The sequence below is a fragment of the Neoaquamicrobium sediminum genome (assembly GCF_040970315.1).
Taxonomy (GTDB): Bacteria; Pseudomonadota; Alphaproteobacteria; order Rhizobiales; family Rhizobiaceae; genus Aerobium; species Aerobium sediminum.
Genome location: NZ_JAZHFV010000007.1, coordinates 24,653 through 51,420, shown reverse-complemented (window position 1 = coordinate 51,420; position 26,768 = coordinate 24,653). Strand labels below are relative to the sequence as shown.

Genomic DNA, 26,768 nt, shown 5'->3' with positions numbered 1-26,768 from the left:
ATCAGATATGACTCGCATGCCAACGGTGTTCATCCCTCATGGAGGCGGTCCCTGCTTTTTCATGGATTGGAACCCGCCGGATGAATGGGACCGGCACCGCCAGTTCCTGCAGAGCCTGCCCGGCACGTTGCCCGATCGTCCGAAGGCGCTCTTGGTGATCTCGGGTCATTGGGAGGAGCGTGCGTTCACCGTTCAGACCAACCCCGCCCCGCCGCTTCTGTTCGACTATGGCGGTTTCCCGCCTCACACCTATGAACTGAGTTGGCCCGCCCCCAGTGATCCTGTGCTGGCCGACCGTGTTCATCATCTGATCCGTGCCGCCGGTCTACCGGCGGCGAAAGACGCCGCGCGCGGCTTTGACCACGGCGCGTTCGTGCCGCTCAAGGTCGCCTTTCCCGATGCCGATTTCCCCTGTGTTCAACTGTCGCTTGCCAGCGATCTCGATCCCGGACGCCACATCGCGCTGGGTCAAGCCTTGGCGCCCCTGCGCGACGAGGGCGTGCTGATCATCGGCAGCGGCAACACCTATCACAACATGGGTGTGATGATGCGCAGCCTGCGCGGCGGACCACGGGGGGACACTGTCGGCGGCACGTTCGACGCCTGGCTGACCGAGGCGGTGACCTGCCCGGATGCCGGGGAACGAAACCGCAGGCTGACGTACTGGTCCAAAGCCCCGGGCGGCCGCGATGCACATCCCAGAGAAGAGCACCTAATCCCGCTGCATGTCATCGCCGGCGCGGCGGGCGCCGATATCGGCCGGAAAACCCTGGATGATCACGTTCTTGGTGCCGTCGAAAGCGCCTTTCGGTTCGGTTGACAGGAAAAGGAAAGGAACACCACGAAATGTCCAACACCATCAAGGGCCCCTTCATCGTGACCGGCGCATCCGGTCATCTCGGCAGCCAGGTCATCGAAGCCCTTCTTGAGGAAGGGGCCGAACCCCTTGTCGCGGTCACGCGCTCGCCGGAGAAGCTCGAGGCGCTTGGGGCGCGCGGCGTCGAGATCCGGGCGGGAGACTTCAATGACCCGGCCACGCTTGGGCCGGCTTTCGCCGGCGGCGGACGGCTGCTGATCATTTCGACGGACGACCTTGCCCCGGGCAAACGCTTCGCCGCGCACAGCAATGCCGTAGCCGCCGCCAAAGAGGCAGGTGTTTCGCACATCGTCTACACCTCGCTCACCAATCCGGACGAGGGCAACCCGATCGGATTTGCGAGGTACCACCGCGAGACCGAGGCGTCAATCAAGGATACCGGAATCTCCCATACGATCCTGCGGAACTGCCTTTACGCCGATCTCTTGCTGATGAACGGCCAACAAGCTGTCGGCGCGGGCGCCCTTTATTCTGCGGCGGGTGACGGCAAGGCGGGTTATGTCACCCGTGCCGATTGCGCCCGCGCGGCTGCCGCGGCCCTATTGACCGAGACCGGTTCCTCGGTCCGCGATATCACCGGGCCCGCGGCCGTCAGCCAGGCCGAAATTGCGGTGATCTTGTCCGAGGCCACCGGGAAAGAGATCCCCTATGTCCCGATCACGCGGGACGCCTTGGTCGCCGCCATGACAGAGAAGGGCATGCCAGACTCCGTAGCGGATGTCTTCTCGTCCTTCGACGTCGCCATCGCCGAAGGATACCTGGACGTCACCTCGAACGACGTGCAAGACCTGACCGGCCAAGGCGGGCAGTCGGTGCGGGATTTTCTGCTTGCCAAGAAGGCCGTTCTGATCGGTCAGGGATAAACGACACTTACGGAGGCTCTGTCGTGCTGAAGATACCCCCACGCGAGGGGCCAAGGCCCAAGACCACGCCTTGCGCCCCGCATACGCAGATCAGCCAGAACCCGGATGCACGGTTCCATCGGGCGTTCAAGGACAGGGCTTTCGATTTTCCTTTTGTCACGCGCCAGCCTTCGATGATCTCTGTCCCGGGCGCCGAGGCGCTGTGCCTCAAACACGGGCACGGCCGCGGTTGCCGCAAGGCGTTCATGATCGGCAATGAGTTCGCCCATGTCCATCCGCCGGAGGACGGCAGCCTGCACATGATGCTGCCGGAGGAGGCCGTGCCGCAGATCGTCGATCTGGGCTGGGCGGAGCCGCATCCGATGGCGGCGGCCGGCATGATCCCGTCAACCGCAGTTATGGTCTACGGCCCCCGAAACGAGGTGGAGATCGAAACGGTTCTCGAACTCCTGCGCCTGTCTTATGACTTTGCCTGTGGCAAGCTCGGGCGGGTCGACAGCGTCGTTCTTTGACGGAAAGAACCGAGCGGCGCTTGCTAAGATAGATCGTCGATCCGCTTGCGCCGACGGTCCTTTCGATCTCCTTGTCGCCGGCGCCAGTGTTGGTAGCCAGTAGGATCTGCGCCGCTTGTGCGGACGGACCGAATGCTTGCCGCCGCTGAGGAAGGCTGTGTGTTCGCACGCTGCGCTCGCCTTGGCTGAGTTCGACCCACTAGCGCGATCCTCTCACTGCGTCGAGAGTTCAGGCACCTTATAGTTTTTATCAGGACGACGAGGGAGGGTTGGCCTCATTCGGGCACAAGCGCCATCGGCGCCGCGTTGAGCGGCGGTGTCTGTTCGGCGACGTCTCCTGTTCTGGTTACGGGAAAGGTTCAGGTCCGGAGTCCGGAGACGTCAGTGGGGGCGCGGTGCGTATTCGGGCATGCGCCAGGGCAAATACGTCGGCATAGGGGGCAAGCTGACGCCATCGCCACCTTGATGCGGGCTCCGAGACGCGAACCTGTGCGCCGGTCTTTAGGAGTTCCAGGAGGATGGTTCGGTGGCCCGGGCCAGCGGCGTCTGGGCAAGGCCGAGGCGGCGTAGGGCACAGATCAGGACATGGGTAAAGGAGGCAAGCGAGAGGCGCAGTTGGTTGGCCCCTAAGGGTCGAGCTGGCATCCTTTGATGCGGCTCATTCGGCGGACGCCGGCGTCGCGCGCAGGATCGAGATGCTCGTCGAACCCGAGGATGTATCAATCTTACGCTGATGTTCCCAACCCGACACCAATCAATGTGCAGCGGTACTGGCAGATCCTGAAGCGGCGGAACAAACCAGCTGTCCGATCGGATTATTTTCGTGCGTGGCCGCTTATGAAGGTGGCTGTTCCATCCCACAGGCGTGCATATTTGAGCGAGATGGGTTTTCATCGCACCGGCTATCGTGTCACAGGCGGAATATCCCGTAGTGCGGATCGTCAATCGGAGCATTAAGTGCGGCAGAGATCGACATCGCCAAAGCATTTCTGGTGTCGACGGGATCGAGGATGCCGTCATCCCAAATCTCGGAGGTCGAGGTATAGGCCTCCACGTCGCGCTTGTAGCGCTCCAGCACCGGTTCTCGGATCGCGGCGATCTCCTCGTCGGTCAGTTCTTTGCCTTCGCGTTGAAGCTGCCGGATCTTGACGTCGGCCATAGTGTTGGCGGCCTGGTCGGCACCCATCACGCCGATTTCGGCCTGCGGCCACATGAACAGCGTACGCGCATCCCAGGCCCGCCCGCACATGCCGTAATTACCCGCCCCGTACGAGGCATTGGCGATCACTGTGAATTTCGGCACGACCGAGCCGCCCTGCGCCATGAGCATCTTGGCGCCGTCCTTGGCGATACCGCGCTCTTCGTACTCGCGGCCCACCATGTAGCCGGTGATGTTCTGGAAGAAGACCAGCGGCGTGCGGTTCTGGTTGCAAAGTTGCATGAAATGCGCAGCCTTAAGCGAGCTGTCGTTGAACAACACCCCGTTGTTGGCCAGGATTCCCACCTTGTAGCCCCAGATATGGGCAAAGCCGCAGACAAGCGTGGTGCCGTAATCGGGCTGGTATTCGTGAAAGCGTGAGCCGTCCACGATCCGCGCCAGCACCTCGCGCATGTCGAACTGGGTTTTCCGATCCTTGGGGATGATCCCATAGAGCTCCTTCGGATCGTAGTACGGCTCTTCGCAAGGCGCGGTCTCGATGATCGTCTTGGGCATCCGCTTCCACTGGCTGACAATCTCGCGTGCCAGAGAAAAGGCGTGCTGTTCGGTTGCAGCGCGATAATCGCCCGTGCCCGAGACCGAGGTGTGCATGACTGCCCCGCCAAGTTCCTGAACGCCGACTACTTCGCCGGTGGCTGCCTTGACCAGCGGCGGACCGCCCAGAAAGATGGCGCCTGTGCCCTCGATGATGATGTTGTAATCGCTCAGCGTTGGCACATAGGCGCCGCCTGCGGTGCAATGCCCCCCGACCACTGCGATCTGGGGGATGTTGGCCTGGCTCAGCTTGACCTGGTTGCGAAACACCCGACCGCCCAGATACCTGTCCGGGAACACGCCGTGTTGGAGCGGCAGGAAGCCGCCGGCGCTGTCGCAGATGTGGATGACCGGCAGGCGGTTCTCCAGCGCGACATCCAGAAGCCGCACGATCTTCTTCACGGTCAGCGGATACCAGGCCCCGCCCTTGACGCTGGCATCGTTGGCATGAATGGCGACTTCGCGCCCTTGTACGATACCGATGCCCGTCACCACGGCGGCACCGGGCACCGCCCCGTCATATTCGCGACATGCGGCGAGGGTGGAAAACTCCAGGAACGGCGTGCCGGGGTCCAGCAGCAGCTTCAGCCGCTCACGCACGCCCAGTTTGTTCTGGCGTGCCAGGCGGTCGTTGTCCCGTTGGGGCCGCTCGAAACGCGCCGCGTGCTGGCGGGTGTGAAACTCCTTCAGCCGTGCGGACATGGCGGCGAAGTTTGCCTTGTAGTCGGGGGCGTTCGTGTCGATCTGGCTTTCGATCCGGCGCATGGTCAGTCCTCCTCCGGAGCCAACTGGGCAAGGACGTCCTTCAGCCCGAAACTGTCGCCCGCGGCAAACGGGATTTCGGCAACCACACCGTCGCGCGGGGCGGCAAGGGTGGTTTCAAGCTTCATGCTTTCGATGACCAGAAGCGGCTGGCCCGCGGCAACGATGTCTCCCGGTTTGACCGCCACCGAGACGACGACCCCCGGCATCGGCGCCACAATCCGATCGTCGCTCGCGCCGCCATCGCTTCCGGCAAGACGCTCGGCGGGATCGGCACGCCCGACTTCGTAGGTACGACCGTCCATGTGCACAAATGTCGACTCGGGGCCAGCGGCTAGACGGACGTCGCGGACAAGGCCCCTCGCCCGCAAGACAAAACCGCCCGGCGAAGTCGTCGGGTCCAATCGGCAGGGCAGCACGCCCTCGGGGGTATTCAGTACAAACCGGCTGCCGTCATGGGCGAGCCAGCATTCGGTCTCTTCGCCGCCGATCTGAAATATCCTCCGCATCAGTTTCTCCAACCACCCATCTTGCGGTGCATATCTGATATCTGCATCACTTCGGCCACCAGCCTTTCGTCCGACAGGGCGGCAACCGCCATCAGCAGGTCGTCCACATTCTCGCCCGGCGCGGTCAATGCATCCGCCTGCTCGGCCAGGAAACCGGTCGAGACGTCGCCCGACGCGAAATCGGGATGGGCCAGGATCGCATCCAGATAGCCGGTGTTGGTCGTTACACCGAGGATCACGTAGTTTTGCACCGCGTGACGCGCACGGGCGATGGCCTGCGCACGATCCGATCCATGCACGATCAGCTTGGACAGCATCGGGTCGAAATCGGTCGTCACCTTACCGCCGTCCAGGATGCCGCTGTCCACACGAACCCCCTCGCCCCGTGGTTCGTCCAGCAGCAGGATATTCCCGATCGAGGGGCGGAAATCGGCCGTTGCATCCTCGGCGCAGATGCGCAGCTCGATCGAGTGGCCCGTCTGCGGAATGTCGGCTTGGGCGGCGCTCAGCCCCTCTCCCGTCGCAATGCGTAGCTGCTCGGCCACCAGGTCGAAGCCCGTCACCATCTCGGTCACGGGATGTTCGACCTGAAGGCGGGTGTTCATTTCCAGGAAATAGAAGGTACCGTCCTGAGCGCAGATGAACTCGACCGTCCCGGCACCGCGGTAGTTGACGGCGCGGGCAATCCCGGCGGCGGTTTCGCAGATGTCCAGGCGTTGTTCGGGCGAAAGCGCCGGAGACGGCGTTTCCTCTATGATCTTCTGGAATCGGCGCTGGATCGAGCATTCGCGCTCCCAGAAGTGGACCACATTGCCCTTCCCGTCCCCCATCACCTGAACCTCGATATGGCGCGGGCGTTCGATATACCGTTCGACAAACAGCCGGCCATCTCCGAAATAGCGCTTGCCCTCGCGCCGTGCGGCCTCGATCTCCGCCTCCAGCGCGGCATCCGCGCGCACCACGCGCATTCCTTTTCCGCCGCCGCCTGCCGAAGGCTTGATCAGCAGTGGATAGCCCACGGCACGGGCGCGTTCGATAAAGGTCGCGGGGCCGTCATCCTCAATGGCCGACGGGGCGACGGGAAATCCGCGCTCTTCCACAAAGGCCCGTGCGCGTACCTTGTCGCCCATCAGGTCGATGACATCGGAGGTCGGGCCGACGAAGGTCACTCCCGCTTTTTCCAGCGCGGCCACGAAGCCCGCGTTTTCCGACAGAAAACCGTAGCCGGGATGCACCGCGTCCGCGCCGATCCGTTTTGCAACCTCGACAATCTGCGGGATGTCGAGATAGGCGGCCACGGGCGTGGGCCCATCGATGGTCACAACCTCATCCGCGATGACATGGGCTGGCCCCTCCTGCTCGGATGCATGGCGCAGCACGGCGGTCTCGAGGCCGCGTGCCTTGGCGGTGCGCAGGACGCGCGCCGCGATCTCGCCGCGATTGGCGACCAGAAGTTTTGAAATGGTCATGGGCTTGTTATCTCAGCTGGGGTTCGAGGCGTTCAGCCCGTCGCGCGCGGCCAGATCGGCCGGCACAGGTATTTGGATATCGAGGAGCATCTGTGCGAAGCCCTTGCCCTGCGGGTCGATCCTGACCGATGCGATGCCGCCGCCGCCCAGCGAGTCGTGCAGCAGGAAGTTCAGTGCATGAATGCCGGGCAGTTCGAACCGCTCGACCGGTCCGTTGCAGAGATGCGCAAAGTAGTCCTTCACGGTCTCTTCGGTCAGCGCCGAGCGGATATAGGGCAAATACCCCGGCTTGCGCGCGATCACGCCGATATTGGCGATGTTGCCCTTGTCGCCTGAGCGGCCCCAGGCGAGTTCGACCAGGCGCACCATCACCGCGCGGGGACCGGCCTCGCGGCCTTCCACCGCCGCCGCGGAGGAAGCATCAAGTCGCACCGCCTCGGCTGCAATGGTGACGGGCACGTCTTTGCCGTCGACCTCGACCGCGATCGGGGTGTCGGCCTTGTCCTGCAAGAAGGAGAAGAGACGGACCACCGGCTGCACCTTTGGCCGACCGGCGAAGAAACCGGTCAGCCCCTGCGCAGAGGAGACCGCCATCGGCGCGATCTCTCCGGCGAAGATGTTCAACGCATCGCGGTCATCATGGGTCACGCCGATCTTCAGCACCACCTCGCGCGTGCGGGCGCGGGCGTTGGCGCCATAGGCGGCCTCGGCGCCCAGCACCTCCACGCTGACCTGCCGGAAATCACCGAGGTTGCGGTCGCGGAAAATGCGGCGGCAGCGGGTCAGAATGGCCTCGGCAACACGTTCGGCCTTGGCAGGCGCGTCGATCGCGGCCAGCGTCAGCGTGGTGATCGCCCGCCAGCCGTCGGCATGGGTGGCCGACACCTTGTAGCTGTCGGTGCGTCCCAGCCCCCGCGCGCCCTTCACCGTCACCCGGTCGGGCCCCACCTGCTCCAGTGTCACCTGCGACCAGTCGCAGATCACATCGGGCAGGACGTAGCGCTGCGGATCGCCGATCTCGTAGAGCATCTGCTCGCCGACCGAGGCCGGCACCACCAGCCCGCCGGTATCCGGCGTCTTGGTCATGATGAAGCTGCCGTCTTCCGACACTTCGACAATCGGCATGCCCATATCGTCCCAGCCCGGCACCTCCCGCCAATCGGTGAAATTGCCGCCCGTGCCCTGCGGGCCGCATTCGATCAGGTGGCCGGCCAGCGAGCCTTGGCTGAGCTTGTCCCAATCGTCGTCTTTCCAGCCGAACTCATGCATCAGCGGCCCAAGCGCCACAGCACTGTCAGCGCAGCGGCCGGTCACCACGATCTCGGCACCCGCATCGAGGGCGGCCGCAATCGGCCGCGCGCCGAGATAGGCGTTCATGCTCATCGGCTTGGCCGGGAAAGGCGCGCCCGAAAACATCTCGGTCACGTCGCGGGCGCGGATCTCGTCCGCGCGGCCCAGCAGATCATCACCCAGCACGACGCCGATCGAAATGTCGATGCCCGCCGCCGCCGCCGCCTTGGCCAGCGCCTCGCGGCAGCCGCGCGGATTGACCCCGCCGGCATTCGCGACAACCTTGATCCCCTTGCGCTTGAGCTCTGGCAATAAAGGCGCAACTGCCTGGACAAAGTCCGGCGCATAACCCGCTTCCGGCGACTTCGTCCGCGCCCGCGCAAGCAGCGACATCGTGATCTCGGCAAGATAGTCGAAGACCAGATAATCGATGTCGCCCTTCGTCACCAGTTGGCCAACCGCCTCGGGCGTGTCGCCCCAGAACCCCGAGGCGCAGCCGATGCGCACAGTTCGCCCAGTCATCGCAACCTCCCTGTCGCCCGGTCCATTCGGGTGGACGCCGATGGCAAGCTTCCGTCTTTCCTCCCAAGCGCATGCCCAAAAAAAAGACACACGCAGCTCGACACCACTTGAAACGTTTTCTAACATATGTTTGATTTTGATCAATAGGCAAGTTGCGCAGCCATCGGGAGGATCAAAGATGAACGTCCAGGCCGGGCCAGGCATGGCCGCGCTCGCGGCCATAAAGGCCAACTATTCGCTGACGCCCGAACAACGGCAGATCGTGGATCACGTGGATCGGGTTGCGCGCGAGATTCTTCATCCATTGCAAGAGAAGATGGATGCGGAAGAATGGTGGCCCGAGGATTTGTTTCGGCAGATGGGCGAGCTCGGGCTGCTGGGCATTACCGCGCCCGAGGAGCTGGGCGGCAGCGGCCAGAACGAATTTACCCAGGCCCTGGTCTCAGAGACCATCTCGAAATGGAACCCGGCAGTCGGCCTTTCGCACGGCGCGCACGACAATCTGTGCCTCAACAACATCCTCAGGAACGGCTCGGATGAGCAGGTGCGGAAATACGTTCCCGGCCTGTGCTCGGGCGAGCTGGTCGGCGCACTTGGGCTGACCGAGCCCGGCGCGGGCTCGGACGCGCTGGGCTCGATGGCCACCAGCGCCGTGCGCGATGGCAATGATTATGTGATCAACGGCTCCAAGATCTACATTACCAACGGCCCGATCGCGGATGTCATCCTGGTTTACACAAAAACCGATAAGGCGAAGGGCGCCAAGGGCATCTCGGCTTTCATCGTGGAGACCGACAATCCGGGCTTCAAGGTGGCGCAGAAGCTCGACAAGATGGGCTTCCGTGGCTCGCCCACGGGCGAACTGGTGTTCGAGGACTGCCGCGTGCCCGCCTCGGCCATGATCGGGGCCGAGAACAGCGGCGTTTCGGTGGTGATGAGCGGGCTCGACCTGGAGCGGGCGATGGTCGCTTCGGTTTGCGTGGGGATGGCCGAAAGGGCTCTGGAGCTGGCGCTCGACTACGCCAGGATCCGCGAACAGTTCGGCAAGCCGATCGCCAGCTTTCAGATGGTGCAGTCGAAGCTCGCGGAAATCTATGTCGAGGTCGAAACCGCACGCGCCTTCGGCTATCGCGCGCTCGCGGCTTGCGTCGGCCTGCCCAAGGGCGCCGGTGGACGCGGCGAAATCCATAAGCTCACCGCCGCCGCCTGCCTTTACGCTGGCGAAGCTTTCAACAAGGCCGTGACCGAAGCGTGCCATATCCATGGCGGCTCGGGCTACATGCAGGATACCGAGATCAACCGGCTCTACCGCGCCAACAAGCTGCTGGAAATCGGTGCAGGCACCAGCGAGGTGCGAAAAATTATCATTGCCGAAGAACTGCTGCGCGCCTGAGCGAGGACACCAGCTATGAACGAGCGATTGCGTAACGTCCCCGACCTGCCGACCCATTACCTGACAGAAGAGCAGCAGGCGCTGGCCGATCAGGCCAGCAAGTTCTTCTTTTCCGAGTTTCATCACCTGAACGCCGAAATGGACGACACCGACGACCTGTCGCCCTCCATCTTTCCCAAGCTGGGCGAGATGGGCTATCTGGGCCTCAACGTGGCGCCTGAATTCGGCGGTGCGGGGCTCGATTTCACCTCGGCCTGCATCATCACCGAGGAATTGTCGCGCGCCTCGGCGGCGATCGGGCTGAGCCACGCGGCCCATGACAATCTTTGCGTCAACAACATCTACCGTAACGCCAATGACGATCTGCGGCGGAAGTATCTGCCGGGCCTCTGCGACGGCTCGCTGATCGGCGCGCTGGGCCTGACGGAGCCGGGCGCGGGATCGGATGCGCTCGGTTCGATGCGGACGACCGCCCGGAAGGACGGCGACCACTACGTGCTCAACGGCTCCAAGATCTATATCACCAACGGCCCGATCGCCGATATCGTGCTGGTCTATGCCAAGACCTCGCCCGAGAAGGGCGCCAAGGGAATTTCCGCCTTCATCGTCGAGACCGACACACCGGGCTTCAAGGTGGCGCAGAAGCTCAACAAGATGGGGTTCCGCGGCTCGCCCACAGGCGAGTTGGTGTTCGAGGATTGCCGGGTGCCGGCGGCAAACATGGTGGGCAAGCTGGACGGCGGTGTGGCAGTGACCATGTCGGGGCTCGATCTTGAACGCGCCATCGTCTGCTTCAATGCGGTGGGCATCGCGCGCCGGGCATTGGAGATATCGATCGACTATGCCAAGACGCGCCAGCAGTTCGGCAAGCCGATCGCCAATTTCCAGATGGTGCAGGCCATGCTGGCCGAGATGTATACCGCGATCGAGGCCGCGCGAAGCCTGTCGCTGCGCACCGCCGCCATGTGCGAGGGTCTGGAAGAAGGCGAAGGGGGGCGCGGCGAGATCCACAAGCTGACGGCCGCGGCTATTTTCAAGGCCGCGGCGGCGACCTCCTTCGTGCTGGATCGCGCGGTGCAGATTCACGGCGGATCGGGCTACATGCGCGACACCGAGGTCAACCGCCTCTATCGGACGGGCCGGGTACTCGAGGTGGGTGCGGGTACGCAGGAGGTGCGCAAACTCATCATCTCCGGCGAACTTCTGAAGAACTGAGGCCTGGTACATGGCAGAAAAACAAGTGCAGAGCCGTTACGCCCCCGACCTCATGGCAGGTCAGGTGGCTCTCGTGACCGGCTCGGGCTCCGGCATGGGCCGCGCCACAGCGCTCGAAATGGCTTCCTGCGGGGCCAGACTGGCGCTATTCGCCCGTCGCGAGGAGCCGCTTCGGGAAACCGCCGAGATGATCCGCGCGATGGGGGGCGAAGCCTTCGTCGTGCCGGGCGACACTCGCGACGAGAAGAGCGTCGAGTCGGCAATGCTGAAGATCAAAGATCACTACGGTCGGCTCGACGTGCTTGTGAACAATGCCGGCGGCCAGTATATCGCCGCCGCCCGCGACATCACCAACAAAGGGTTCGAGGCGGTTATCCGCAACAATCTGATCGGCTCGTGGCAGATGACGCGCGCCGCCGCCGACCACTTCATGTTCGAGAACGGCGGCTCGATCGTATTCGTAACCGCGATCTCGACCCGCACCGCACTGACGGGCTTCGCCCATACCGTTGCCGCGCGCGCAGGCGTCACAGGCTTGATGAAGACGCTTGCCGCCGAATGGGGTGAATACCGCATCCGCCTGAACTGCGTAGCTCCCGGTACGATCAAGACAGAGGCGCTCGGCCGCTACCCGATATCGCCGGAAAAATGGCACGAGCTAAACCGGTCAGTTCTTAACCGCATGGGGGCGGCGGAAGACGTCGCGGGGACGATCATTTTTCTTGCCTCCAGGCTCGGTTCCTTCATTACCGGCGAGGATGTGTATGTGGACGGGGGAGAAACCCTGCACATGGGCCACGACGCCCGCGACATGATCCATCGTGACATGTTCCAGGAGCGTCAGCGGGGGGACGGAAAGAATGAGTGAATCCGTCGTCCTGCTCGAGATTGCCGATCGCATCGCAACGGTGACGCTCAACGACCCCGACAGGCGCAATCCCGTCACCGGCAATGAGATGATCGCGGGGCTGCTCGACGCGTTCGACCAGGCGCAGCGCGATCCCGGGGTGAGTGTCATGATCCTGACCGGCGCAGACCCGGCCTTCTGCGCCGGCGGCGATATCAAGGAAATGTCGGACCCCGAAAGCGTGTTCCGCAAGAATCCGCTGGCCGCGGCGGACAGCTACATCACCGGCATTCAGCGGATACCGCTCGCGCTCTACAATCTCGACATACCTACGATCGCGGCTGTCAACGGCCCGGCCGTGGGCGCGGGCTGCGACCTGACGATGATGTGCGACATGCGCATCGCATCGGAGAAGGCAAAATTCGGCGAGGTGTTCTTGAACCTCGGAATCATTCCTGGCGACGCAGGTACCTGGTTCCTACTGCGGCGGCTCGGTCACCAGAAAGCGGCCGAACTGACATTCACTGGACGGATGGTCGGGGCCGAGGAGGCGGTGGAGCTAGGAATGGTGCTTGAGGTGGTGCCGCATGGCGATCTCATGGCGCGGGCGCGGGAGCGAGCGGCCGTAATTGCGGCCAAGCCGCCCCGCGCACTGCGCGTCGCCAAGCGGCTGATGCGCAATGCCGAACGCATGGACCTGCCGGATTTCCTGAATACCGCCGCCGCGTACCAGGCACTGATGCACCAGACCAAGGACCACCACGAAGCTCTTGCCGCGTTCCTCGAGAAACGAAAACCTGCATTCTTTGGCGACTGACAGATCGGCCTTACAGTTGACCCATCCGGACCAGAAGAAACTAGATCAGATCGCCAGGATGTGGAACCATCGCGGACGTGGTCTGATTACCGAGATGAACCTGAAGATTGAAAAGGTGGCGATTGATGGCGTTCTGGTTAGGATGCCGTTCAACCCCTCTTTCTGCGCCGACGAGGTCAAAACCCTGCTGCATGGCGGGGTGTTAACGGCCCTTCTGGACAGCGTGTTCGGACTAGCGAATTTCGTGGCGATCGACGGGATCAGCAGCATGGCGACACTCGACCTCCGCGTCGACTATCTGCGCCCGGCGAAATCGCGGGCCGACGTCATGGTGCGCGCAGAATGCATTCGGCAGACCCGGCATATCGCGTTCAATTCGGGCAGGATCTGGTTCGATGAGCCGGATCAGGCCGAAGTGGCCCGTGGCGCCGCCAGTTTTGCGCTCACACGGGGCGAGGTCAGCATTTTCGATGCAATGACGCAAAGCAGGTCCTCCAAATGACGCCGGATCTCGCAACTCAGCAGCTCAGGAAAGTACCGTTCTTCCAGTTTCTCGACTTCATGATCACCGAGCTTGCTGAAACGCATGCGGCCGCGACGATGCCGTTCGCCGAACGACTGATCGGAAATCCGATCATGGAATACTACCATGGCGGAATCATCGCGAGCTTCATGGAGGCGGTCGCCGCGATCAGCGTAAGCCATGGTCCCGATCTGCAGCCACCCAAGCCGATCAATCTGACGGTTGACTACTTGCGCCCGGCGGTCAAAGGGGCCCTGATGGCCGAAGCCACAGTGACGCGGAAGGGCAAGCGCATGGCAAGCGTGCGGACGGCCTGTTGGCAGGATGACGCCTCCCGGCCGGTGGCCGAAGGGTTGTATCATTTTCTATTGGTCTGAGGCATGCTATTCTTCGCGCCCCGATTATGTGATCTTCGGGGCTGAGCCGTTGGGCGAAATACCGTCCAGCAGCATTTTGATGAGCAGATCCGTGAAAGCTGAAAGCGTATAGTATCCGCGTTGGTCGCCCTTGCCGGGATCGAACCATTCGACCGTCCAATTCAGCGCGCCCAGCATGGCCTGCCGTAGCGGAACCACCTTGATGTCGGAGCGCAAGGCTCCGGCCGTCTGCGCCTCGCGCAACAGCCGATCCCAGACCTTCGCGTATTGGTGTCGAACAGGCCGATGGCGCGAGCGGATCCCTTCCGGCAGCATCCCATAGATGCGGATGTTGGCGGAGGTAAACTCGCTGACACGGAACAAATATGCCATGTGCGTCGCGATTGCCGTCGCGATCCGGTTTCTATGATCTTCCTTGTTCGGCCATATGGCGGCGGCATGGCTGACGCCGTTCAAGAGATCACGCAGGCCCAGGTCGAGCACCTCATCGAGAATTTCCTCCTTCGAGCCGAAATGGTAGTAGACGCTGCCTGCCTCAAGGCCCGCTTCCGATGCGACACGTCGTATTGTAGCGGCCTTGTAGCCGCTCTCTCGCAAGATTCGCGCGGCCGTGCGAAGGATTTGATGGCGGGTTCGTTCGGCCTTCCCCGCTGGTTCGAGTCCATCTGTTAGGTCAAGAGATTCGACCGATTTTCTGACCGTTCCGCCACGTTTGGTGCACATGCCGTCGAGCAGCAGTTTCGACAAGCGTTCCGATAGCAGACTGACCGGATAACGTTCGCTGTCGTACCATTCCGCTGTCCAGTTCATAGCTCCGAGGATGAACTGGCTGACCAGGGTGACCGAGATGTCACCACGCAGATCGTCCTGATGGTGCTGCAAAAATGATCGCCAGAGCTGCGCATAGGCCTCTCGCAAGGGACGATGCGCTCTGCGGCGCTTGTCCGACAGCATAGGGAAGTTCCTGATATTCGCCGAAGTGAAATCACTTTCTTTCAAAAGGAAACAAAGGTGAGTGTCGACAAGCTGCGCGAACGTTTTCCGGAATGGGTCACCTTCCGCCGCCGACCGTTCGACGATCCCCCGAATTTGCTCGTAGAGTTGTCTAACCCCAATATCGAGGACCTCGTCCAGGATCTGATCCTTCGAGCCGAAATGATAGTAGATGCTACCGGCTTCCAGGTTCGCCGCCTCGGCGATCCGCCGCATGGTGGTCGCGTTGTATCCCTCTTTGCTAAATAGCTTCGCCGCCGCCAGGAGGATCGCGCGACGCGTCTGCACCGATTTCCCGTATGGCTCGTCGCCGGGGCTATGGGGGAGGATTTCTTCCATGGATCTCTCTTTCGACGCTGGACATCAGTTTATCAGTTGAGGTAATTCGAACAAGCGTTAGAATGCGCGGTCATTCCACGGTGCCTGCGACACCGGCAAAAGGAGAAACGGGAATGCGCGGACTGAAAGGCAAGAGAGTAATCGTCACGGGTGGCGGAAGCGGAATCGGGCGGGCGATCTGCACCCGCTTCGCCGAGGAAGGAGCCGAGGTTGCGGTTTTCGACCTCAATGAAGAAGGTGCCCGGCAAACCGTCGGAACGATCGAAGATGCAGGCGGCAAGGCTCGTGCTTACACCGTCGACATCACCGACCGCAAGGCAGTGGACGCCGCAGTGGCCGAGTTCGAGGCCGGCGGGCCGATCGACGTTCTCGTTAACAATGCCGGATGGGATGAGATCAAGCCGTTCCTCGAGACCGATCTTGATCTGTGGAAGAAGATCATAGACATCAACCTCTACGGCCCTCTTCATATGCATCATGCTGTTCTTCCGGGCATGGTAAGGAATGGGTCCGGCCGCGTCGTGAACATCAGTTCGGATGCGGGCCGCGTCGGCTCCTCGGGCGAGGCGGTCTATTCGGCCTGCAAAGGTGGCATCATTTCCTTTACCAAGACTGTCGCGCGGGAATTGGCCCGCAAGGGCATTCAGCTCAACGCGGTCGCGCCCGGTCCGACAGACACCCCGCTATTCGCAGAAGTCGCCAAGGGCGAAGCCGGAGAGAAGATTGCGGAAGGCCTTAAACGGGCGATCCCCATGAGACGTCTCGCCCAGCCGACGGACTATCCCGGGATTGTGTGTTTCCTCGCCTCGGACGATGCCGGATTCATAACCGGACAGGTCATTTCCGTATCGGGCGGGCTGTCAATGCACGGTTGACAGCCCGGCGGTGCTTTCCGGTTCCAAACGATGTCAAGGTTTCCTCCCCACCTGGCCGCATTCAGTGCGGCCCCTTTTTTAGGTCAGAAGATCCGTAATGTTCGAGGCCGACCAAACCATCAAGGAAACAAGTACGCTCGCGGCATTCATGGACCGTTGTGGCGTTGCGAACTACGAGGAATTGGTCGAACGCGCAGACAGTGACCCGGATTGGTTCTGGACGCAGATTCTCGACCTCACCCGCATTCGATTCGCCCGCCCGTACGACCGTCTGCGCGAGATCGGCGACGGACCGGAGAACATCCGCTGGGGAATCGGCGGCGCACTGAATCTCACCGAAACCTGTCTCGACGCGCACATCGAGAAGGGGCTCGGCGATAAGACAGCGATCGACTGGGTGGGCGAAGACGGCAGCCGCCAGCAATGGAGCTATTCCCGGCTTGCCGAGGAAGCCGCGCGCGTTGCCTCCGCCCTCTCGGCGCGTGGAGTGAGGCCCAGCCAGGGCGTCGGCATCTACATGCCGATGATCCCCGAAATCGAGGCCGCGCTTCTGGGCATCGCGCGGCTGGGCGCCGTAGCGGTCCCGCTATTTTCGGGGTTTGCGCCGCATGCCATCGTCACCCGCCTGAACGACGCCCGTGCCGTTGCCGTGCTGACTGCGGATGCGACGCCCCGGCGGGGCAAGCCGGTCTGGATGGAAGCCACCCTGGCCGAGGCACTGGCGGAGGTGCCCTCGGTGCATACCGTGTTCAGCCTGCGGCGCTTCGGCGGCCCAGTGGCCGATCCGGCCCGCGATCTCGACTGGCAGGAAACCGTCGCTAAGGCCGACGCGACGCGGCCGGCGCATCCGGTGGAGACCGACGCACCGCTGCTCATCGCCTACACCTCGGGCACCACCGGCAAGCCCAAGGGGGTGGTTCACACGCATTTGGGCGTACAGGCCAAGGCCACGGCCGATTTTCTGCTGTGTCTCGATCTAAAGCCCGATGATCGGCATCTTTGGATGACGGACATGGGTTGGGTGATGGGGCCCCTCACGCTGATTTCGGTGCTGCTTGCGGGCGCCACGTTGGTGCTCGCCGAAGGAGCGCCCTCGATGCCGGGCGATCCCTTCCGCCTACTGCGGCTGGCCGCCGAGAACAAAGTTACTCATATGGGCGTTGCCCCAACGCTGGTGCGGCAATTCATGACGCAGGATCCCGCGCCGCTGCGGGGGTACGATCTTTCCGCACTGCGTATCGTCGCCTCGACCGGAGAGCCCTGGACCGAAGATGCCTGGCTTTGGCACCTGGAGCATATCTGCCGGCACCACGCGGTACCGCTCAACATTTCGGGTGGAACCGAGCTCTTCGGCGCAATTCTTTCCTCGACCGTACTGCACGAGGTGAAGCCGGGTGGCTTTTCGGGTCAGGCGCTGGGCGTCGGTGCCAAGGTGCTGCGCGTGGACGGCAGCGAGGCTGCGCCGGGCGAGGTCGGCGAATTGGTCGTCACCCGGCCGCCGATGGGGCTGACGCCGACGATCTGGGGCGACAAAAAGCGCTATCTCGACACCTACTGGTCCACGTTTCCCGGCATCTGGCGCCATGGCGACTGGGCGCGGCGCGATCCGGACGGCACCTGGTTTATCCTCGGCCGTTCCGATGACACGCTGAACATTGCCGGCAAGCGCATCGGGCCACCGGAGATCGAGGCGGCGCTGACCGAAACGGGGAAAGTTGTAGATGCAGCGGCGATACCCGTCCCCGACCCCATAAAGGGTACAACGGTGATTTGCATCTGCGTCACGGCGCCCGGTGTGACGCCCGATGACAGGCTCGTCGAGCAGCTCAAGGACCGCGTCGGCGAGGTGGTTTCGAGGCCCTTCCGCCCGAGCGAGATCCATTTCGTCGAGGCGCTGCCCAAGACCCGCAGCATGAAGACGATGCGCCGGATCGTGCGCGCCGCCTTCCTGGACGAGGATCCGGGCGACCTCTCCTCGATCAGCAATCCCGAAACGATGGAGGCCATCGCGGCCCTGAGAAAGGACAAGCCATGATCACGGTCTTCGGAGCCACGGGCACCACCGGCGCGCCACTGGTGGAAGCGCTTCTCACCAGGGGCGCGAGGCTGCGTGCCGTCACCGGCCAGCCTGCGAAGGCCACGGCGCTGGTGGCGAAGGGTTGCGATGCCGCCGTGGCGGATTTCGGCGACCGCGACGCTTTGGAACGCGCCTGCCAAGGAGCGGAGAAGGCCTATCTCGTGACGCCGCCGCATCAGGACATGCGCCGCTGGAAGGCCAATGCCATCGTCGCGGCCAAGGCGGCGGGCGTGCGCCATGTGGTCATGTCCACCGGACTCGGTGCTTCGCCCAGGGCGCGGCTGACCTTCGGGATGTGGCATTCCGAAAGCCAGGAACTGCTGAAGGACAGCGGCATGGACTGGACCTTGGTTCAGCCCACCTATTTCATGCAAAACCTTCTGTGGCAGGCTGAAAACATCGTCTCCGATGGCGTCTATTATGACGATCTGGGTGGGCCGGTGGCGTGGGTCGACGCCCGTGACATCGCCGATGTGGCGGTCGAGGCGCTGCTTGGCGCGGGCCATGCTGGCAAGGCCTATGGCCTGACGGGCGCGGAGGCGTTGACCGGCGAGGAGATCGCCTCTCTCCTCAGCGAGGCGACAGGCCGCGCGGTGACATGCGCCTCCTTGCCGCCGAATCAGGCCAAGGCGCAGATGATTGCGAACGGCATGCACCCCGACGTCGCCGCCGCCATGGTGGAGTTGGCCTCGCTCGCAGCCAAGGGCTATCTCGCCGGCATTGAGACCACGGTCAGCGAGGTGCTCGGCCGCCCGGCGCGCCGCTTCCGCGACTTTGTGGCCGGGAACAGGCATGCCTACGTCGGATAAGGCGGCGCCCGCGCCGCTTTATCTCGAGCTCGCGCCGCCGGCCGGGGCCCCCGCCCAGATCGACCATTTCTTCGTCTACTGCGATTGCGGCCTCTTGTCGGGTCCCGGCACCGGCCGCTTCGCCACCGATCTCTTTACGCTTTCCCTGACGCTGCGCGGCGGAGCCGATCGCGGCCCCCGCCCGCGCCTCGACCTCGAACCGCCCCGCCCCGCCTTCAGCCCGCGCCGCGCGCCCTTCGAGGGCGCGATCGCCGGAATGCGCCTCGACGCCGCGCCCCACCTTCTCCCCTCCGAAGGGAATCTGGACGCGCTGACCCTTGCTCTTCTGGCAGTGGCGGGGAACGGTGAGGCCTGGGCGCCGCTTGTTGCGGCACTCGACCAGCTCGCCTGCGACCTGACCTTCTCCGGCTGCCACTCCGCCCCCGCCAGCGCGCGAAGTGAACGGCGTCGCGTCCGCGCGGCCACCGGCATGTCGCGGCGGCGGCTCGCTGCCACCCGGCGTTTCCGGACCCTGCTGGACGGGCTTGCGGCGCGCGATCAGGCGTTAAGCGAACTGGCGCTCGATGCAGGGTACTACGACCAGTCGCACATGTCGGCCGTCTGCCGCGCCTTCGCCGACGCCCCACCGGGCGTGCTCCGCCGCCTTGCCCGCGCGCGGCCCTCTGGCCGTTTCTTCCAAGATCAGGGACTCGAAACCCGCCTAAGACTGCTCATCGATCCCTGACGAGGAGCAGACAGGCCATGCCCGGTTTCGAGCCGAAGAACCCCGAATTCGACGCACGCGTGCGCGACAGTTTCGGACGCCAGAAGGTGATGCACACGCTGGGCATCACCATTGCCGACCTGTCGCCCGGACGCATCGTTCTGGAGATGGCGCACAACGACGCGCTGACCCAGCAGCACGGCTTCGTTCACGCCGGCATCGTCTCGACAGCGCTCGACAGCGCTTGCGGCTACGCCGCCTTCTCGCTGATGCCGGCCGAAGCGGCGGTGCTGACCGTGGAGTTCAAAATCAACCTCCTCAACCCAGCCGACGGCGAGTGCTTCCGCTTCCAGGCCGAGGTGGTCAAACCGGGTCGCACCCTCACCATCTGCGAGGCGCGCGCCCATGCGCTGAAGGGCGGGGCGGAGAAGCTGGTCGCCACGATGACCGGTACGGTGATGGCGCTGTTCGGACGGACGGGTGTCAGCGGATAGGCGCAGTCGAGGCAGGCCTCAGCTGGCCTCGCGCTCGATCCAGGTCTCCAGGACGTGGCGCTGGATCTTGCCGCTGGTCGAGCGCGGGAAGTCTTCGCAAGCGATGAAGCGGATCTCGCGCGGCCGTTTTTAGCCGGCCAGTTGATCGCGGCAAAGCCGCTTCAGCTCGTCGGCGTCAGGGCTGCCGACGTGCCCGTGCCACGGAGGCCACCGGGCGTTCGCCCCAGCGCAGGTCCCCGGCCTTTACGACGGCGGCATCGATCACCTGCGGATTCGCCAGCAGCACCCGCTCGATCTCGGCCGGATAGACGTTCTCGCCGTCCACGGCGAGAGGCTCTTATGAGGACCCGCCTGGAGTGGCCGAGTTCTCGACTTACGGCTACATAGCCTCGGATTGAAACCCCCGGATTTTATCCGCTCAAACCGCAGTGCGATAGTCGATACCCGAAAGCGCTATTCGGCTGGGCTCCGGGCCGCCAACAGTCTCGCCGAGAGGCGAACATCGATGCGGACTTCGCAATCCGCTACGGCACCGCATTTTTTCGGCAGCGTAAACCGACCGTCGGCTCCGATAATCAATCCGAGCGCCCGCCTGACCCCAGAGATTTGCCGGTCTCATGACCGCCGCTGGGATGACGCTTGAGGGGCAGCTGCAGCCCCCTGTCAGGCACCGGATCAGAACGCACCGACGCCGGTGAGGTTGCGTCCGATCACCAGCTTCTGGATTTCCGTGGTGCCATCGGGGATCGGCATCACCTTGGCATTGCGGAAGTGCCGTTCTACCGGGAATTCCTTGGTGATCCCATTACCGCCGTGGATTTGCACCGCCTTCCCGGTGATCTCAACAGACATCTCTGTGGCGTACCACTTTGCCATCGAGGTCTGAGTGTCGCAGCGGACGCCAAGATCAAGAAGCTTCAACCCGCGCTGGCAGAGAAGCCGAGCAGCGTCGAGCTGGGTGGCCATGTCGGCCAGGTAGCCCTGGATCAACTGATGCCCGGCGATCGGCTTGCCGTGCTGGTGGCGGTCCTTCGCATAGGTCACCGCGCATTCCAGAGCCGCCTGGCCGATCCCGATGCTGGTGAGGCCTACGAAGACTCGCGCGCTCTCGAACAACTTCAGTGTTTGGAAGAGCCCACTGCCCGGCTGGCCCAGCACGTGGTCCGAAGTGGTTTCGGCGCGGTCGAAGAAGAGTTCGCAAGTCGAGGCGCCCACCAGGCCCAGCTTGCGCAGTTCGCGGCTTTCGTACTTGCCGGCGTCGCGGTCAACGATCACCATCGATATACCGCCGTCCAGATTGCAGACCACGATGGCGAAATCCGACTGTGCACCGTTCGAGATCCACAACTTTTGACCACTGATGAAGATTTTTTCGCCCTCGCGCGTGCCCCGACACTTCACCTCGCGTACGTTTGAGCCCACCTCTGGCTCGGAGATGCAGGTGCAGGCGATGCGCTCGCTGCGCAGAAGCGGCTTTAGATAAATCTCCTTCTGCTCGGGGCTGCCCAGAAGGCTGAGGGCGAAGGCGGCATGGCCCTGGATCAGAACGGCGATCGCCAGGTCGGGCCAGATGCGCGCCAGTTCCTCATACAGAATACCGTAGCTCATCCGGTCCATGCCTGCGCCGCCATCTTCCTCGGGGATCAAGCCGCTGATCAGTCCGAACTCCTCGACCTTGGCGAACAAGCCTTTCAGCGTGTCCGCGTCCGGCGGATGGCCCAGAGCTTCGTATTTCTCCGTCAGCGGGGCGAATTCGGCCTCGGCCATCTTGCGGAAGTTCTCCAGCAACATGCGCTGGTCGTCGGTATAGATTGCCTGAGCGGCGGCGATCACGTTTTCCATTGTTGTCTACCTGTGTTAGCGGCCCAAAATGGTGACGCAGGCGGTGGCTTCCTCGACTCCGTGCAATCCGCCACCGTTTTCGGCGATTGCGTTCTGCGCGCCCTCGACCTGACGCGCGCCGGCCTCCCCGCGCAGCTGCGTGACCAGTTCGAAAATCTGCCCGATCCCGGTGGCCCCGACCGGGTGGCCCTTGGATTCGAGCCCGCCCGAGGGGTTCACCGGGATGCGCCCGCCGATCTTCGTCTCGCCGCGCAGGCTGGCCGGGCCACCCTCTCCGAATTCGACAAACCCGAGGTTCTCGATCTGGATAACTTCGCCCACGGCGGTTGCGTCATGCACCTCGGCAACGGACATGTCCTCCGGGCCAAGTCCGGCCTGTTCATAGGCCTGAAGCGCGGCAAGGCGGGTCAGGTGGTTCTTGAAGTCCTCGGGCGGACGGTCGGTGCCGGACCGCAGGATCGCCGCCTTGACCTTGATCGCACGCGCTGGATCGAGACCCAGCCGCTTGAGTCCCTCGCCGGTGCACAGCAGGGCTGCCGCCGCGCCATCGGAGATCGGGGCGCACATCGGCAGGGTCAGCGGGTAGGAAATGGGCGGCGCGGCCAGAACCTGTTCAATGCTCATTGAATCACGGTACTGGGCCAGCGGGTTATGCGCGGAATGCGCATGGTTCTTTGCGGCGACGGCGGCGAATTGTTCCTGCGTTGTGCCGAAGGTCTTCATGTGCAGCCGCGCGAAGCCGGCATAGACATCCATGAACACGCTGTAAGGCTTGGGCGATTTCGAGCCTTCGGGTTCCTCGACCCCAGCGCCCAGATCGGCCAGGCGCTGCGCGACCTCTTCGCCGTTGCTAACATCCCAGCCGCTGTCGAAGGCCGAGAACATCAGCGCCCGGTCGTCGGAATACATCTTCTCGGCGCCGACCGCGAGGCAGCAATCGCCATTGGCCGCCTTGAGGAAGTCGATCGCCAGCTTGAACGCGGTCGAGGCGCTGGCACAGGCATTCTCGACGTTGACGACCGGGATACCCTGGATACCCATCTCGCGTAGCGCGATCTCGCCGCGGATCATGTGCTGGCGTTCCATGTGGCCTTGGACGGCGTTGGAGAAGAAGGCGCCCTCGATCCGGTTGGCCGCGAGCCCGGCATCTTCGAGCGCCGCATTGACGGCTTCGCACGTCATGTCCTTGACCGACTTGTCGCGGAACTTTCCGAACGGCGTCATCCCGACGCCAACCACGTAAATATCCTGCATCGTACTTCCCTCCGGGCTCAGTAGCCCCTGAATTGCGGTTTGCGTTTCTCGGCAAAGGCCGCGAGCCCTTCCCGGATGTCCCACGAGCGCATGTGCGCACGCAGGTTCAGCATTTCCTCGGCCAGGGCGGCGGGCTCGTCCACGTTCATCGCCCGGTTCGCCACGGCCTTCATCCGCCGCAGCACGGCGGGGCTCTTCTCGGCAAGTTTGTCAGTGAAGGCCTGCACCGTGTCGCGTAGCTCGTCATCGGGCACGACCTTGTTCACAAGCCCCCAGTCCATCATCTCGCGGGCCGAGACGTGTTCGCCCGAGAACAAGAGGTACTTGGCGCGGTTGAGCCCGATCCGGCGCGGCAGAATGGCGGCGCCGCCGGCTCCGGGGAAGACGCCGAAGTTGGAATGGGCGTCGCCGAGTTTCGCGCTTTCGGCTGCGAACACCAGATCGCAGGCCATCACCATTTCCAGGCCGCCCGCCAGGGTCAGGCCGTTAACCGCGGCGATCACCGGCTTGGGGCCGCTGCGGATGAGTCCGAAAGCGTGATCCACGCGATCGAGCAGATCCGGCTCGCCCGGCTTCAACTCGGCCTCGCTCACCTCCTTGAGATCGGCTCCGGCGCAGAAGGCGCGGCCCGAACCGGTGAGCGCCACCGCGCGCACCTCGTCGTCGGTCATCGCCTGGACAAGCGCCCCGGCCATCTCGTCGAGCATCTGCATCGACATCGCGTTCATCTGCTCGCTGCGCCGAAAGGTGATCCACTGGGTTTGCCCAACGCGTTTGACCGACACGGTCTTTCGATCTTCAGTCAACATAACCTCCTGAAGACATTGCAAAAAATGGTGATTTTTGGGGTTGATCTCCGGCGCCGCGCGCGGTGGAATGAGGGGCCCGCACGCGGGCGGAACAAGGATGGGAGGCGGCGATGAGCAACGCACCGCTCGAAGGGCTGAGGATCCTGAGTCTGGCCGAGCAGTTTCCGGGGCCCTATGCCACGATGCTGCTGTCGGACATGGGCGCCGAGGTGATCATGGTGGAGCGGCCGGGCATGGGCGACCCGGCGCGGCAGTTCGCGCCGCTGTTCAAGGCGCTGAACCGGGGCAAGAAGAGCGTGGCCCTGGACCTTAAGGTACCCCAAGAGCTGGCGCGGTTCCGCGAATTGGCCGCGGAGATGGACGTTATCGTTGAGGGGTTTCGCCCCGGCAAGCTCGCCGCTCTCGGGGCAGGGTTCGAGGAGGTGCGCAAGGTCAATCCGCGCCTCGTCTACGTGTCGATCTCGGGATACGGGCAGGACGGGCCCTATCGCGACCGGGCCGGCCACGATCTGAGCTACGAGGGCGTGGGCGGGCTTCTGGCCGGGCAGGCCAACGCGGGCCTGCCAAGCGAAGTGCCGCGAGTTCCCCTGGCCGATATAGGCGCGGCACTGTTCGCGGCCATCGCGGTCCTCTCGGCCACGATCTCGGCCCGGCGGACGGGGCGGGGGCGCTACGTGGACGTTTCGATGTCGGATGCCGTGGTTTCGATGCTCACCGCCTTCCTGGTACCCGAGGCCAACGGCACTCCCCTGGGCAACTTCATCGCCGAGCCGGCCTATGGCGTCTTCACCTGCGGCGACGGCAAGCTCATAACGCTTTCGATCGCGCATGAGGATTGGTTCTGGCGCCCCTTCTGCGAGGTGATCGGCAGGCCGAAGCTCGCCGGCCTGAAGGGCCGCGACCGCGCAGCACGAAAAGACGCGCTGCGCGAGGATATCGCCGCAGTGATCGTCACCCGGGCGCGCGACGCGTGGGGCCTCCTGTTCGACAAGGCCGGCGTGCCCTGGGGCCCGGTCAACAGCCTGACCGAGACCCTCGCCGATCCGCATGTTCGCGCCCGCGGACTGCTGCGGACCCTGGCGCTGCCGGACGGGGGGAGCGAGACACATCTGGTTCAGCCTCTGAAGTTCGACGGGTTCGAGAGCAGCCCGAGTAGCCCGGCTCCGGAGCTTGGGGCCGATACCGACGGCGTTCTGGGGCGGGGCCGCGGATAGTGGCCCGCCTTCCCTAGGTCAGACCGCAAACGAGTATCCCCCGTTGACCGGATAGGTCTGGCCGGTGATCCAGCTCGCCGCGTCCGAGCAGAGGAAGAGGATCAGGCCCGCCGGATCCTCCGGTTCACCGAGGCGACGGATCAGGTATTGCGAAAGGACCTTTTTCTCAGCGGCCTCGTCGGGGATCAGATCGGTCACCGCGGGGGTCCGTGTGCCGCCGAGGGCAACGCAGTTGGCGGTGATCCCGAAGCGGCCGCCGGCTTTGGCGATTGCGCGCATGAAGCCTGCAGCGCCGGCCTTGGCACCGGAATAGACAGCCAGGTGCGGCTCGCCGACGCGGCCGGCGTCCGAGATCACGGTGACAATCCGACCGTAACCGCCCTTGATCATGCCGGGCATGGCGTGGCGGGTGCAGTTGAGCACGCCGTCTAAGTTGGTGGCCAACCAGCGTCGCCACTCGTCGGGACCGGATTCCCAGAAAGAAACCAAATCGTCGAGGCGCGAGGTCGGGCCTGCATTGCCGGCGTTGTTCACCAGGATGTCGACCCCGCCCAGCGCCTCACGCGCCCTGGCGAACGCGCCGCCGACGGCCTCGAAATCGGAGACGTCGAAGGCCAGGGGCAGCGCCTTCGCACCGAGCGCCGCTACCTCGGATGCCACCGCTTCGGCGCGGTCGGCGTGGAAATCGTTGATCACAACGGCGCCGGCGCCGTACTGCGCCAGATAGAGGGCGACCTGGCGCCCCACGCCTTGTCCACCGCCGGTCACCAGCGCTGTCCGTCCCTTGAGGTCGAGAATGTGTTTCATGCCTCCCCCTGTTCGTCATCCGAGCCAGCGCTTGCGCCGGCGGTAGTGCTTGACCTGGCGATAACTCTTGCGTTCGCCTGAGGCGGTCACGCCGAGGTAGAATTCCTTCACGTCCTCGTTCTGGGCCAGCTTGTCGGCGCGCCCGTCGAGAACCACCCGGCCGTTCTCCAGCACATAGGCGTAATCGGCCAGTCCCAGCCCCGCGGCGCTGTTCTGCTCAACCAAAAAGAAGGTCGTGCCCTCCTCCTTCAGCCGGCTCAGCACCTCGTAGACGTCGTGGATCATCAGCGGAGCGAGGCCGAGCGAAGGCTCATCGATGGCGATGATCTTAGGCCGGGCCATCATCGCGCGGCCGATCAGAAGGAGCTGCTGTTCGCCGCCCGACATGAAGCCCGCCGTGCGGGACTTCAGGTTAGCGAGGCGCGGCATCAGCGTGTAGACGTGATCGAGCCGTCGCTTCAGCTCGGCCCGGTCAGGCACCATGTGTCCCCCGACAATCAGGTTCTGCTCCGCTGTCATGTGGCGCAGCACGCGGCGGCCTTCCATCACGTGGATGAGGCCGCGCCGCACAACCTCCGAAGCTTCCAGGTTATGGATCGGAGTGCCCTCGAGGGTGATCGCTCCGGCCGACACCTTTCCGTCTTCGGATTTCAGCGTGCCCGAGATTGCCTTGAGGATCGTGCTCTTGCCGGCGCCGTTGCCGCCAAGGAGCGCGACGCACTGCCCTTCCCGAAGGCTGAGAGAAACGCCCTTCAGCGCAAGGATGACATCGGAATAGGTAACCTCTACATTGTGAAGTTCCAGCATCGGCCGCTTGCCCCGT

26 protein-coding genes and 1 pseudogene are annotated in these 26,768 nt (G+C 63.8%); 15 read left to right on the top strand and 12 right to left on the bottom strand.

From position 1 onward, the window contains the following. The first annotated feature begins 7 nt into the window (after positions 1 to 7). The 3 genes from V1479_RS20685 to V1479_RS20675 are packed head-to-tail and all read left to right on the top strand — an operon-like array spanning position 8 to position 2,252. Positions 8 to 820, top strand: coding sequence for a DODA-type extradiol aromatic ring-opening family dioxygenase (locus V1479_RS20685; RefSeq protein ID WP_252913169.1), 813 nt, complete (start codon positions 8 to 10; stop codon positions 818 to 820). A 56-nt stretch (positions 821 to 876) separates the two neighbouring features. Continuing rightward, a complete protein-coding gene (locus tag V1479_RS20680) occupies positions 877 to 1,740 on the top strand; it encodes an SDR family oxidoreductase (protein ID WP_368804601.1) in 864 nt (287 codons plus the stop codon). Positions 1,741 to 1,763: 23 nt separating this feature from the next. After that, entirely contained in the window at positions 1,764 to 2,252 is a 489-nt protein-coding gene (locus tag V1479_RS20675) for a luciferase domain-containing protein (protein ID WP_173194952.1), read from the top strand. A 346-nt stretch (positions 2,253 to 2,598) separates the two neighbouring features. Here V1479_RS20675 and V1479_RS20670 read toward each other — a convergent pair. From V1479_RS20670 to V1479_RS20650, 5 genes and pseudogenes are all read right to left on the bottom strand, one after another. Further along, positions 2,599 to 2,882 (bottom strand): annotated as a pseudogene (locus V1479_RS20670) (transposase); the annotation flags it as partial. Between the two features lie 280 nt (positions 2,883 to 3,162). Beyond that, positions 3,163 to 4,770: an acyl-CoA carboxylase subunit beta gene (locus V1479_RS20665; protein ID WP_252913168.1), complete on the bottom strand. Its 1,608-nt coding sequence runs from the start codon at positions 4,768 to 4,770 to the stop codon at positions 3,163 to 3,165. A 2-nt stretch (positions 4,771 to 4,772) separates the two neighbouring features. Then, positions 4,773 to 5,288, bottom strand: coding sequence for an acyl-CoA carboxylase biotin carboxyl carrier protein subunit (locus tag V1479_RS20660; protein WP_368804600.1), 516 nt, complete (start codon positions 5,286 to 5,288; stop codon positions 4,773 to 4,775). Next, the gene (locus tag V1479_RS20655) at positions 5,276 to 6,745 is read right to left on the bottom strand and encodes an acetyl-CoA carboxylase biotin carboxylase subunit (RefSeq protein ID WP_173194953.1); all 1,470 of its coding nucleotides are present in this window, start codon (positions 6,743 to 6,745) and stop codon (positions 5,276 to 5,278) included. The genes V1479_RS20660 and V1479_RS20655 overlap by 13 nt, the downstream gene beginning before the upstream one ends. Positions 6,746 to 6,757: 12 nt before the next feature. Beyond that, complete coding sequence (locus V1479_RS20650; RefSeq protein ID WP_173194954.1) at positions 6,758 to 8,557, bottom strand: acyclic terpene utilization AtuA family protein; 1,800 nt, start codon at positions 8,555 to 8,557, stop codon at positions 6,758 to 6,760. Between the two features lie 40 nt (positions 8,558 to 8,597). Between V1479_RS20650 and V1479_RS20645 the strand changes: the two genes are divergently transcribed. From V1479_RS20645 to V1479_RS20620, 6 genes are read left to right on the top strand one after another with little or no spacing between them, the layout of a single operon-like run. Continuing rightward, positions 8,598 to 9,950: an acyl-CoA dehydrogenase family protein gene (locus tag V1479_RS20645; RefSeq protein WP_206680627.1), complete on the top strand. Its 1,353-nt coding sequence runs from the start codon at positions 8,598 to 8,600 to the stop codon at positions 9,948 to 9,950. A gap of 15 nt (positions 9,951 to 9,965) precedes the next feature. After that, a complete protein-coding gene (locus V1479_RS20640) occupies positions 9,966 to 11,165 on the top strand; it encodes an acyl-CoA dehydrogenase family protein (RefSeq protein ID WP_368804599.1) in 1,200 nt (399 codons plus the stop codon). A gap of 10 nt (positions 11,166 to 11,175) precedes the next feature. After that, positions 11,176 to 12,033: an SDR family NAD(P)-dependent oxidoreductase gene (locus V1479_RS20635; protein ID WP_308206265.1), complete on the top strand. Its 858-nt coding sequence runs from the start codon at positions 11,176 to 11,178 to the stop codon at positions 12,031 to 12,033. Then, complete coding sequence (locus V1479_RS20630) at positions 12,026 to 12,829, top strand: enoyl-CoA hydratase-related protein (protein ID WP_173195034.1); 804 nt, start codon at positions 12,026 to 12,028, stop codon at positions 12,827 to 12,829. Before V1479_RS20635 ends, V1479_RS20630 begins: the two co-directional genes overlap by 8 nt. 16 nt (positions 12,830 to 12,845) lie before the next feature. After that, complete coding sequence (locus tag V1479_RS20625) at positions 12,846 to 13,331, top strand: PaaI family thioesterase (protein ID WP_206680633.1); 486 nt, start codon at positions 12,846 to 12,848, stop codon at positions 13,329 to 13,331. After that, positions 13,328 to 13,729 (top strand): PaaI family thioesterase, encoded by a 402-nt coding sequence (locus tag V1479_RS20620; protein WP_173194955.1) that lies wholly within the window; start codon positions 13,328 to 13,330, stop codon positions 13,727 to 13,729. The genes V1479_RS20625 and V1479_RS20620 overlap by 4 nt, the downstream gene beginning before the upstream one ends. Before the next feature lie 24 nt (positions 13,730 to 13,753). On the opposite strand, the gene V1479_RS20615 is transcribed toward V1479_RS20620, so the two are convergent. Continuing rightward, the gene (locus tag V1479_RS20615; protein ID WP_173194956.1) at positions 13,754 to 15,061 is read right to left on the bottom strand and encodes a TetR/AcrR family transcriptional regulator; all 1,308 of its coding nucleotides are present in this window, start codon (positions 15,059 to 15,061) and stop codon (positions 13,754 to 13,756) included. A 113-nt stretch (positions 15,062 to 15,174) separates the two neighbouring features. On the opposite strand from V1479_RS20615, the gene V1479_RS20610 reads away from it, so the two are divergent. From V1479_RS20610 to V1479_RS20590, 5 genes are all read left to right on the top strand, one after another. Continuing rightward, positions 15,175 to 15,936, top strand: coding sequence for a glucose 1-dehydrogenase (locus V1479_RS20610; RefSeq protein WP_173194957.1), 762 nt, complete (start codon positions 15,175 to 15,177; stop codon positions 15,934 to 15,936). 97 nt (positions 15,937 to 16,033) lie between these two features. Further along, entirely contained in the window at positions 16,034 to 17,971 is a 1,938-nt protein-coding gene (locus V1479_RS20605) for an AMP-binding protein (protein WP_173194958.1), read from the top strand. Next, a complete protein-coding gene (locus V1479_RS20600) occupies positions 17,968 to 18,822 on the top strand; it encodes an SDR family oxidoreductase (protein ID WP_173194959.1) in 855 nt (284 codons plus the stop codon). Before V1479_RS20605 ends, V1479_RS20600 begins: the two co-directional genes overlap by 4 nt. Continuing rightward, positions 18,806 to 19,546, top strand: a complete 741-nt coding sequence (locus V1479_RS20595) for a helix-turn-helix domain-containing protein (protein ID WP_173194960.1) — start codon at positions 18,806 to 18,808, stop codon at positions 19,544 to 19,546. The genes V1479_RS20600 and V1479_RS20595 overlap by 17 nt, the downstream gene beginning before the upstream one ends. Positions 19,547 to 19,563: 17 nt before the next feature. Continuing rightward, positions 19,564 to 20,019 (top strand): PaaI family thioesterase, encoded by a 456-nt coding sequence (locus V1479_RS20590; RefSeq protein ID WP_173194961.1) that lies wholly within the window; start codon positions 19,564 to 19,566, stop codon positions 20,017 to 20,019. Between the two features lie 175 nt (positions 20,020 to 20,194). Here the strand turns inward: V1479_RS20590 and V1479_RS20585 are convergent, their stop codons facing one another. The 4 genes from V1479_RS20585 to V1479_RS20570 form a co-directional block, all read right to left on the bottom strand. Then, the gene (locus tag V1479_RS20585; protein WP_206680634.1) at positions 20,195 to 20,344 is read right to left on the bottom strand and encodes an AMP-binding enzyme; all 150 of its coding nucleotides are present in this window, start codon (positions 20,342 to 20,344) and stop codon (positions 20,195 to 20,197) included. A gap of 350 nt (positions 20,345 to 20,694) precedes the next feature. Continuing rightward, positions 20,695 to 21,861, bottom strand: a complete 1,167-nt coding sequence (locus V1479_RS20580) for an acyl-CoA dehydrogenase family protein (RefSeq protein ID WP_173194962.1) — start codon at positions 21,859 to 21,861, stop codon at positions 20,695 to 20,697. Positions 21,862 to 21,876: 15 nt separating this feature from the next. Next, positions 21,877 to 23,115 (bottom strand): thiolase family protein, encoded by a 1,239-nt coding sequence (locus V1479_RS20575; protein WP_173194963.1) that lies wholly within the window; start codon positions 23,113 to 23,115, stop codon positions 21,877 to 21,879. Between the two features lie 17 nt (positions 23,116 to 23,132). Further along, positions 23,133 to 23,900, bottom strand: a complete 768-nt coding sequence (locus V1479_RS20570) for an enoyl-CoA hydratase/isomerase family protein (RefSeq protein WP_368804598.1) — start codon at positions 23,898 to 23,900, stop codon at positions 23,133 to 23,135. Positions 23,901 to 24,034: 134 nt separating this feature from the next. On the opposite strand from V1479_RS20570, the gene V1479_RS20565 reads away from it, so the two are divergent. Continuing rightward, complete coding sequence (locus tag V1479_RS20565; RefSeq protein WP_368804597.1) at positions 24,035 to 25,138, top strand: CaiB/BaiF CoA transferase family protein; 1,104 nt, start codon at positions 24,035 to 24,037, stop codon at positions 25,136 to 25,138. Positions 25,139 to 25,156: 18 nt separating this feature from the next. Here V1479_RS20565 and V1479_RS20560 read toward each other — a convergent pair whose 3' ends face one another. Together V1479_RS20560 and V1479_RS20555 are read right to left on the bottom strand one after the other, a co-directional pair. After that, entirely contained in the window at positions 25,157 to 25,945 is a 789-nt protein-coding gene (locus V1479_RS20560) for an SDR family NAD(P)-dependent oxidoreductase (protein WP_368804596.1), read from the bottom strand. A 15-nt stretch (positions 25,946 to 25,960) separates the two neighbouring features. Beyond that, a complete protein-coding gene (locus V1479_RS20555) occupies positions 25,961 to 26,752 on the bottom strand; it encodes an ABC transporter ATP-binding protein (RefSeq protein ID WP_173194965.1) in 792 nt (263 codons plus the stop codon). Positions 26,753 to 26,768 lie beyond the last annotated feature (16 nt).

What these genes read in the sequence shown, in the direction of transcription:
- V1479_RS20665 (WP_252913168.1), bottom strand. Translation starts at nt 4,770, where the DNA reads ATGCGCCGGATCGAAAGCCAGATCGACACGAACGCCCCCGACTACAAG.
- V1479_RS20630 (WP_173195034.1), top strand. Translation starts at nt 12,026, where the DNA reads ATGAGTGAATCCGTCGTCCTGCTCGAGATTGCCGATCGCATCGCAACG.
- V1479_RS20685 (WP_252913169.1), top strand. Translation starts at nt 8, where the DNA reads ATGACTCGCATGCCAACGGTGTTCATCCCTCATGGAGGCGGTCCCTGC.
- V1479_RS20635 (WP_308206265.1), top strand. Translation starts at nt 11,176, where the DNA reads ATGGCAGAAAAACAAGTGCAGAGCCGTTACGCCCCCGACCTCATGGCA.
- V1479_RS20590 (WP_173194961.1), top strand. Translation starts at nt 19,564, where the DNA reads ATGCCCGGTTTCGAGCCGAAGAACCCCGAATTCGACGCACGCGTGCGC.
- V1479_RS20600 (WP_173194959.1), top strand. Translation starts at nt 17,968, where the DNA reads ATGATCACGGTCTTCGGAGCCACGGGCACCACCGGCGCGCCACTGGTG.
- V1479_RS20560 (WP_368804596.1), bottom strand. Translation starts at nt 25,945, where the DNA reads ATGAAACACATTCTCGACCTCAAGGGACGGACAGCGCTGGTGACCGGC.
- V1479_RS20650 (WP_173194954.1), bottom strand. Translation starts at nt 8,557, where the DNA reads ATGACTGGGCGAACTGTGCGCATCGGCTGCGCCTCGGGGTTCTGGGGC.
- V1479_RS20575 (WP_173194963.1), bottom strand. Translation starts at nt 23,115, where the DNA reads ATGCAGGATATTTACGTGGTTGGCGTCGGGATGACGCCGTTCGGAAAG.
- V1479_RS20565 (WP_368804597.1), top strand. Translation starts at nt 24,035, where the DNA reads ATGAGCAACGCACCGCTCGAAGGGCTGAGGATCCTGAGTCTGGCCGAG.
- V1479_RS20615 (WP_173194956.1), bottom strand. Translation starts at nt 15,061, where the DNA reads ATGGAAGAAATCCTCCCCCATAGCCCCGGCGACGAGCCATACGGGAAA.
- V1479_RS20655 (WP_173194953.1), bottom strand. Translation starts at nt 6,745, where the DNA reads ATGACCATTTCAAAACTTCTGGTCGCCAATCGCGGCGAGATCGCGGCG.
- V1479_RS20605 (WP_173194958.1), top strand. Translation starts at nt 16,034, where the DNA reads ATGTTCGAGGCCGACCAAACCATCAAGGAAACAAGTACGCTCGCGGCA.
- V1479_RS20620 (WP_173194955.1), top strand. Translation starts at nt 13,328, where the DNA reads ATGACGCCGGATCTCGCAACTCAGCAGCTCAGGAAAGTACCGTTCTTC.
- V1479_RS20645 (WP_206680627.1), top strand. Translation starts at nt 8,598, where the DNA reads ATGGCAAGCTTCCGTCTTTCCTCCCAAGCGCATGCCCAAAAAAAAGAC.
- V1479_RS20595 (WP_173194960.1), top strand. Translation starts at nt 18,806, where the DNA reads ATGCCTACGTCGGATAAGGCGGCGCCCGCGCCGCTTTATCTCGAGCTC.
- V1479_RS20610 (WP_173194957.1), top strand. Translation starts at nt 15,175, where the DNA reads ATGCGCGGACTGAAAGGCAAGAGAGTAATCGTCACGGGTGGCGGAAGC.
- V1479_RS20555 (WP_173194965.1), bottom strand. Translation starts at nt 26,752, where the DNA reads ATGCTGGAACTTCACAATGTAGAGGTTACCTATTCCGATGTCATCCTT.
- V1479_RS20640 (WP_368804599.1), top strand. Translation starts at nt 9,966, where the DNA reads ATGAACGAGCGATTGCGTAACGTCCCCGACCTGCCGACCCATTACCTG.
- V1479_RS20580 (WP_173194962.1), bottom strand. Translation starts at nt 21,861, where the DNA reads ATGGAAAACGTGATCGCCGCCGCTCAGGCAATCTATACCGACGACCAG.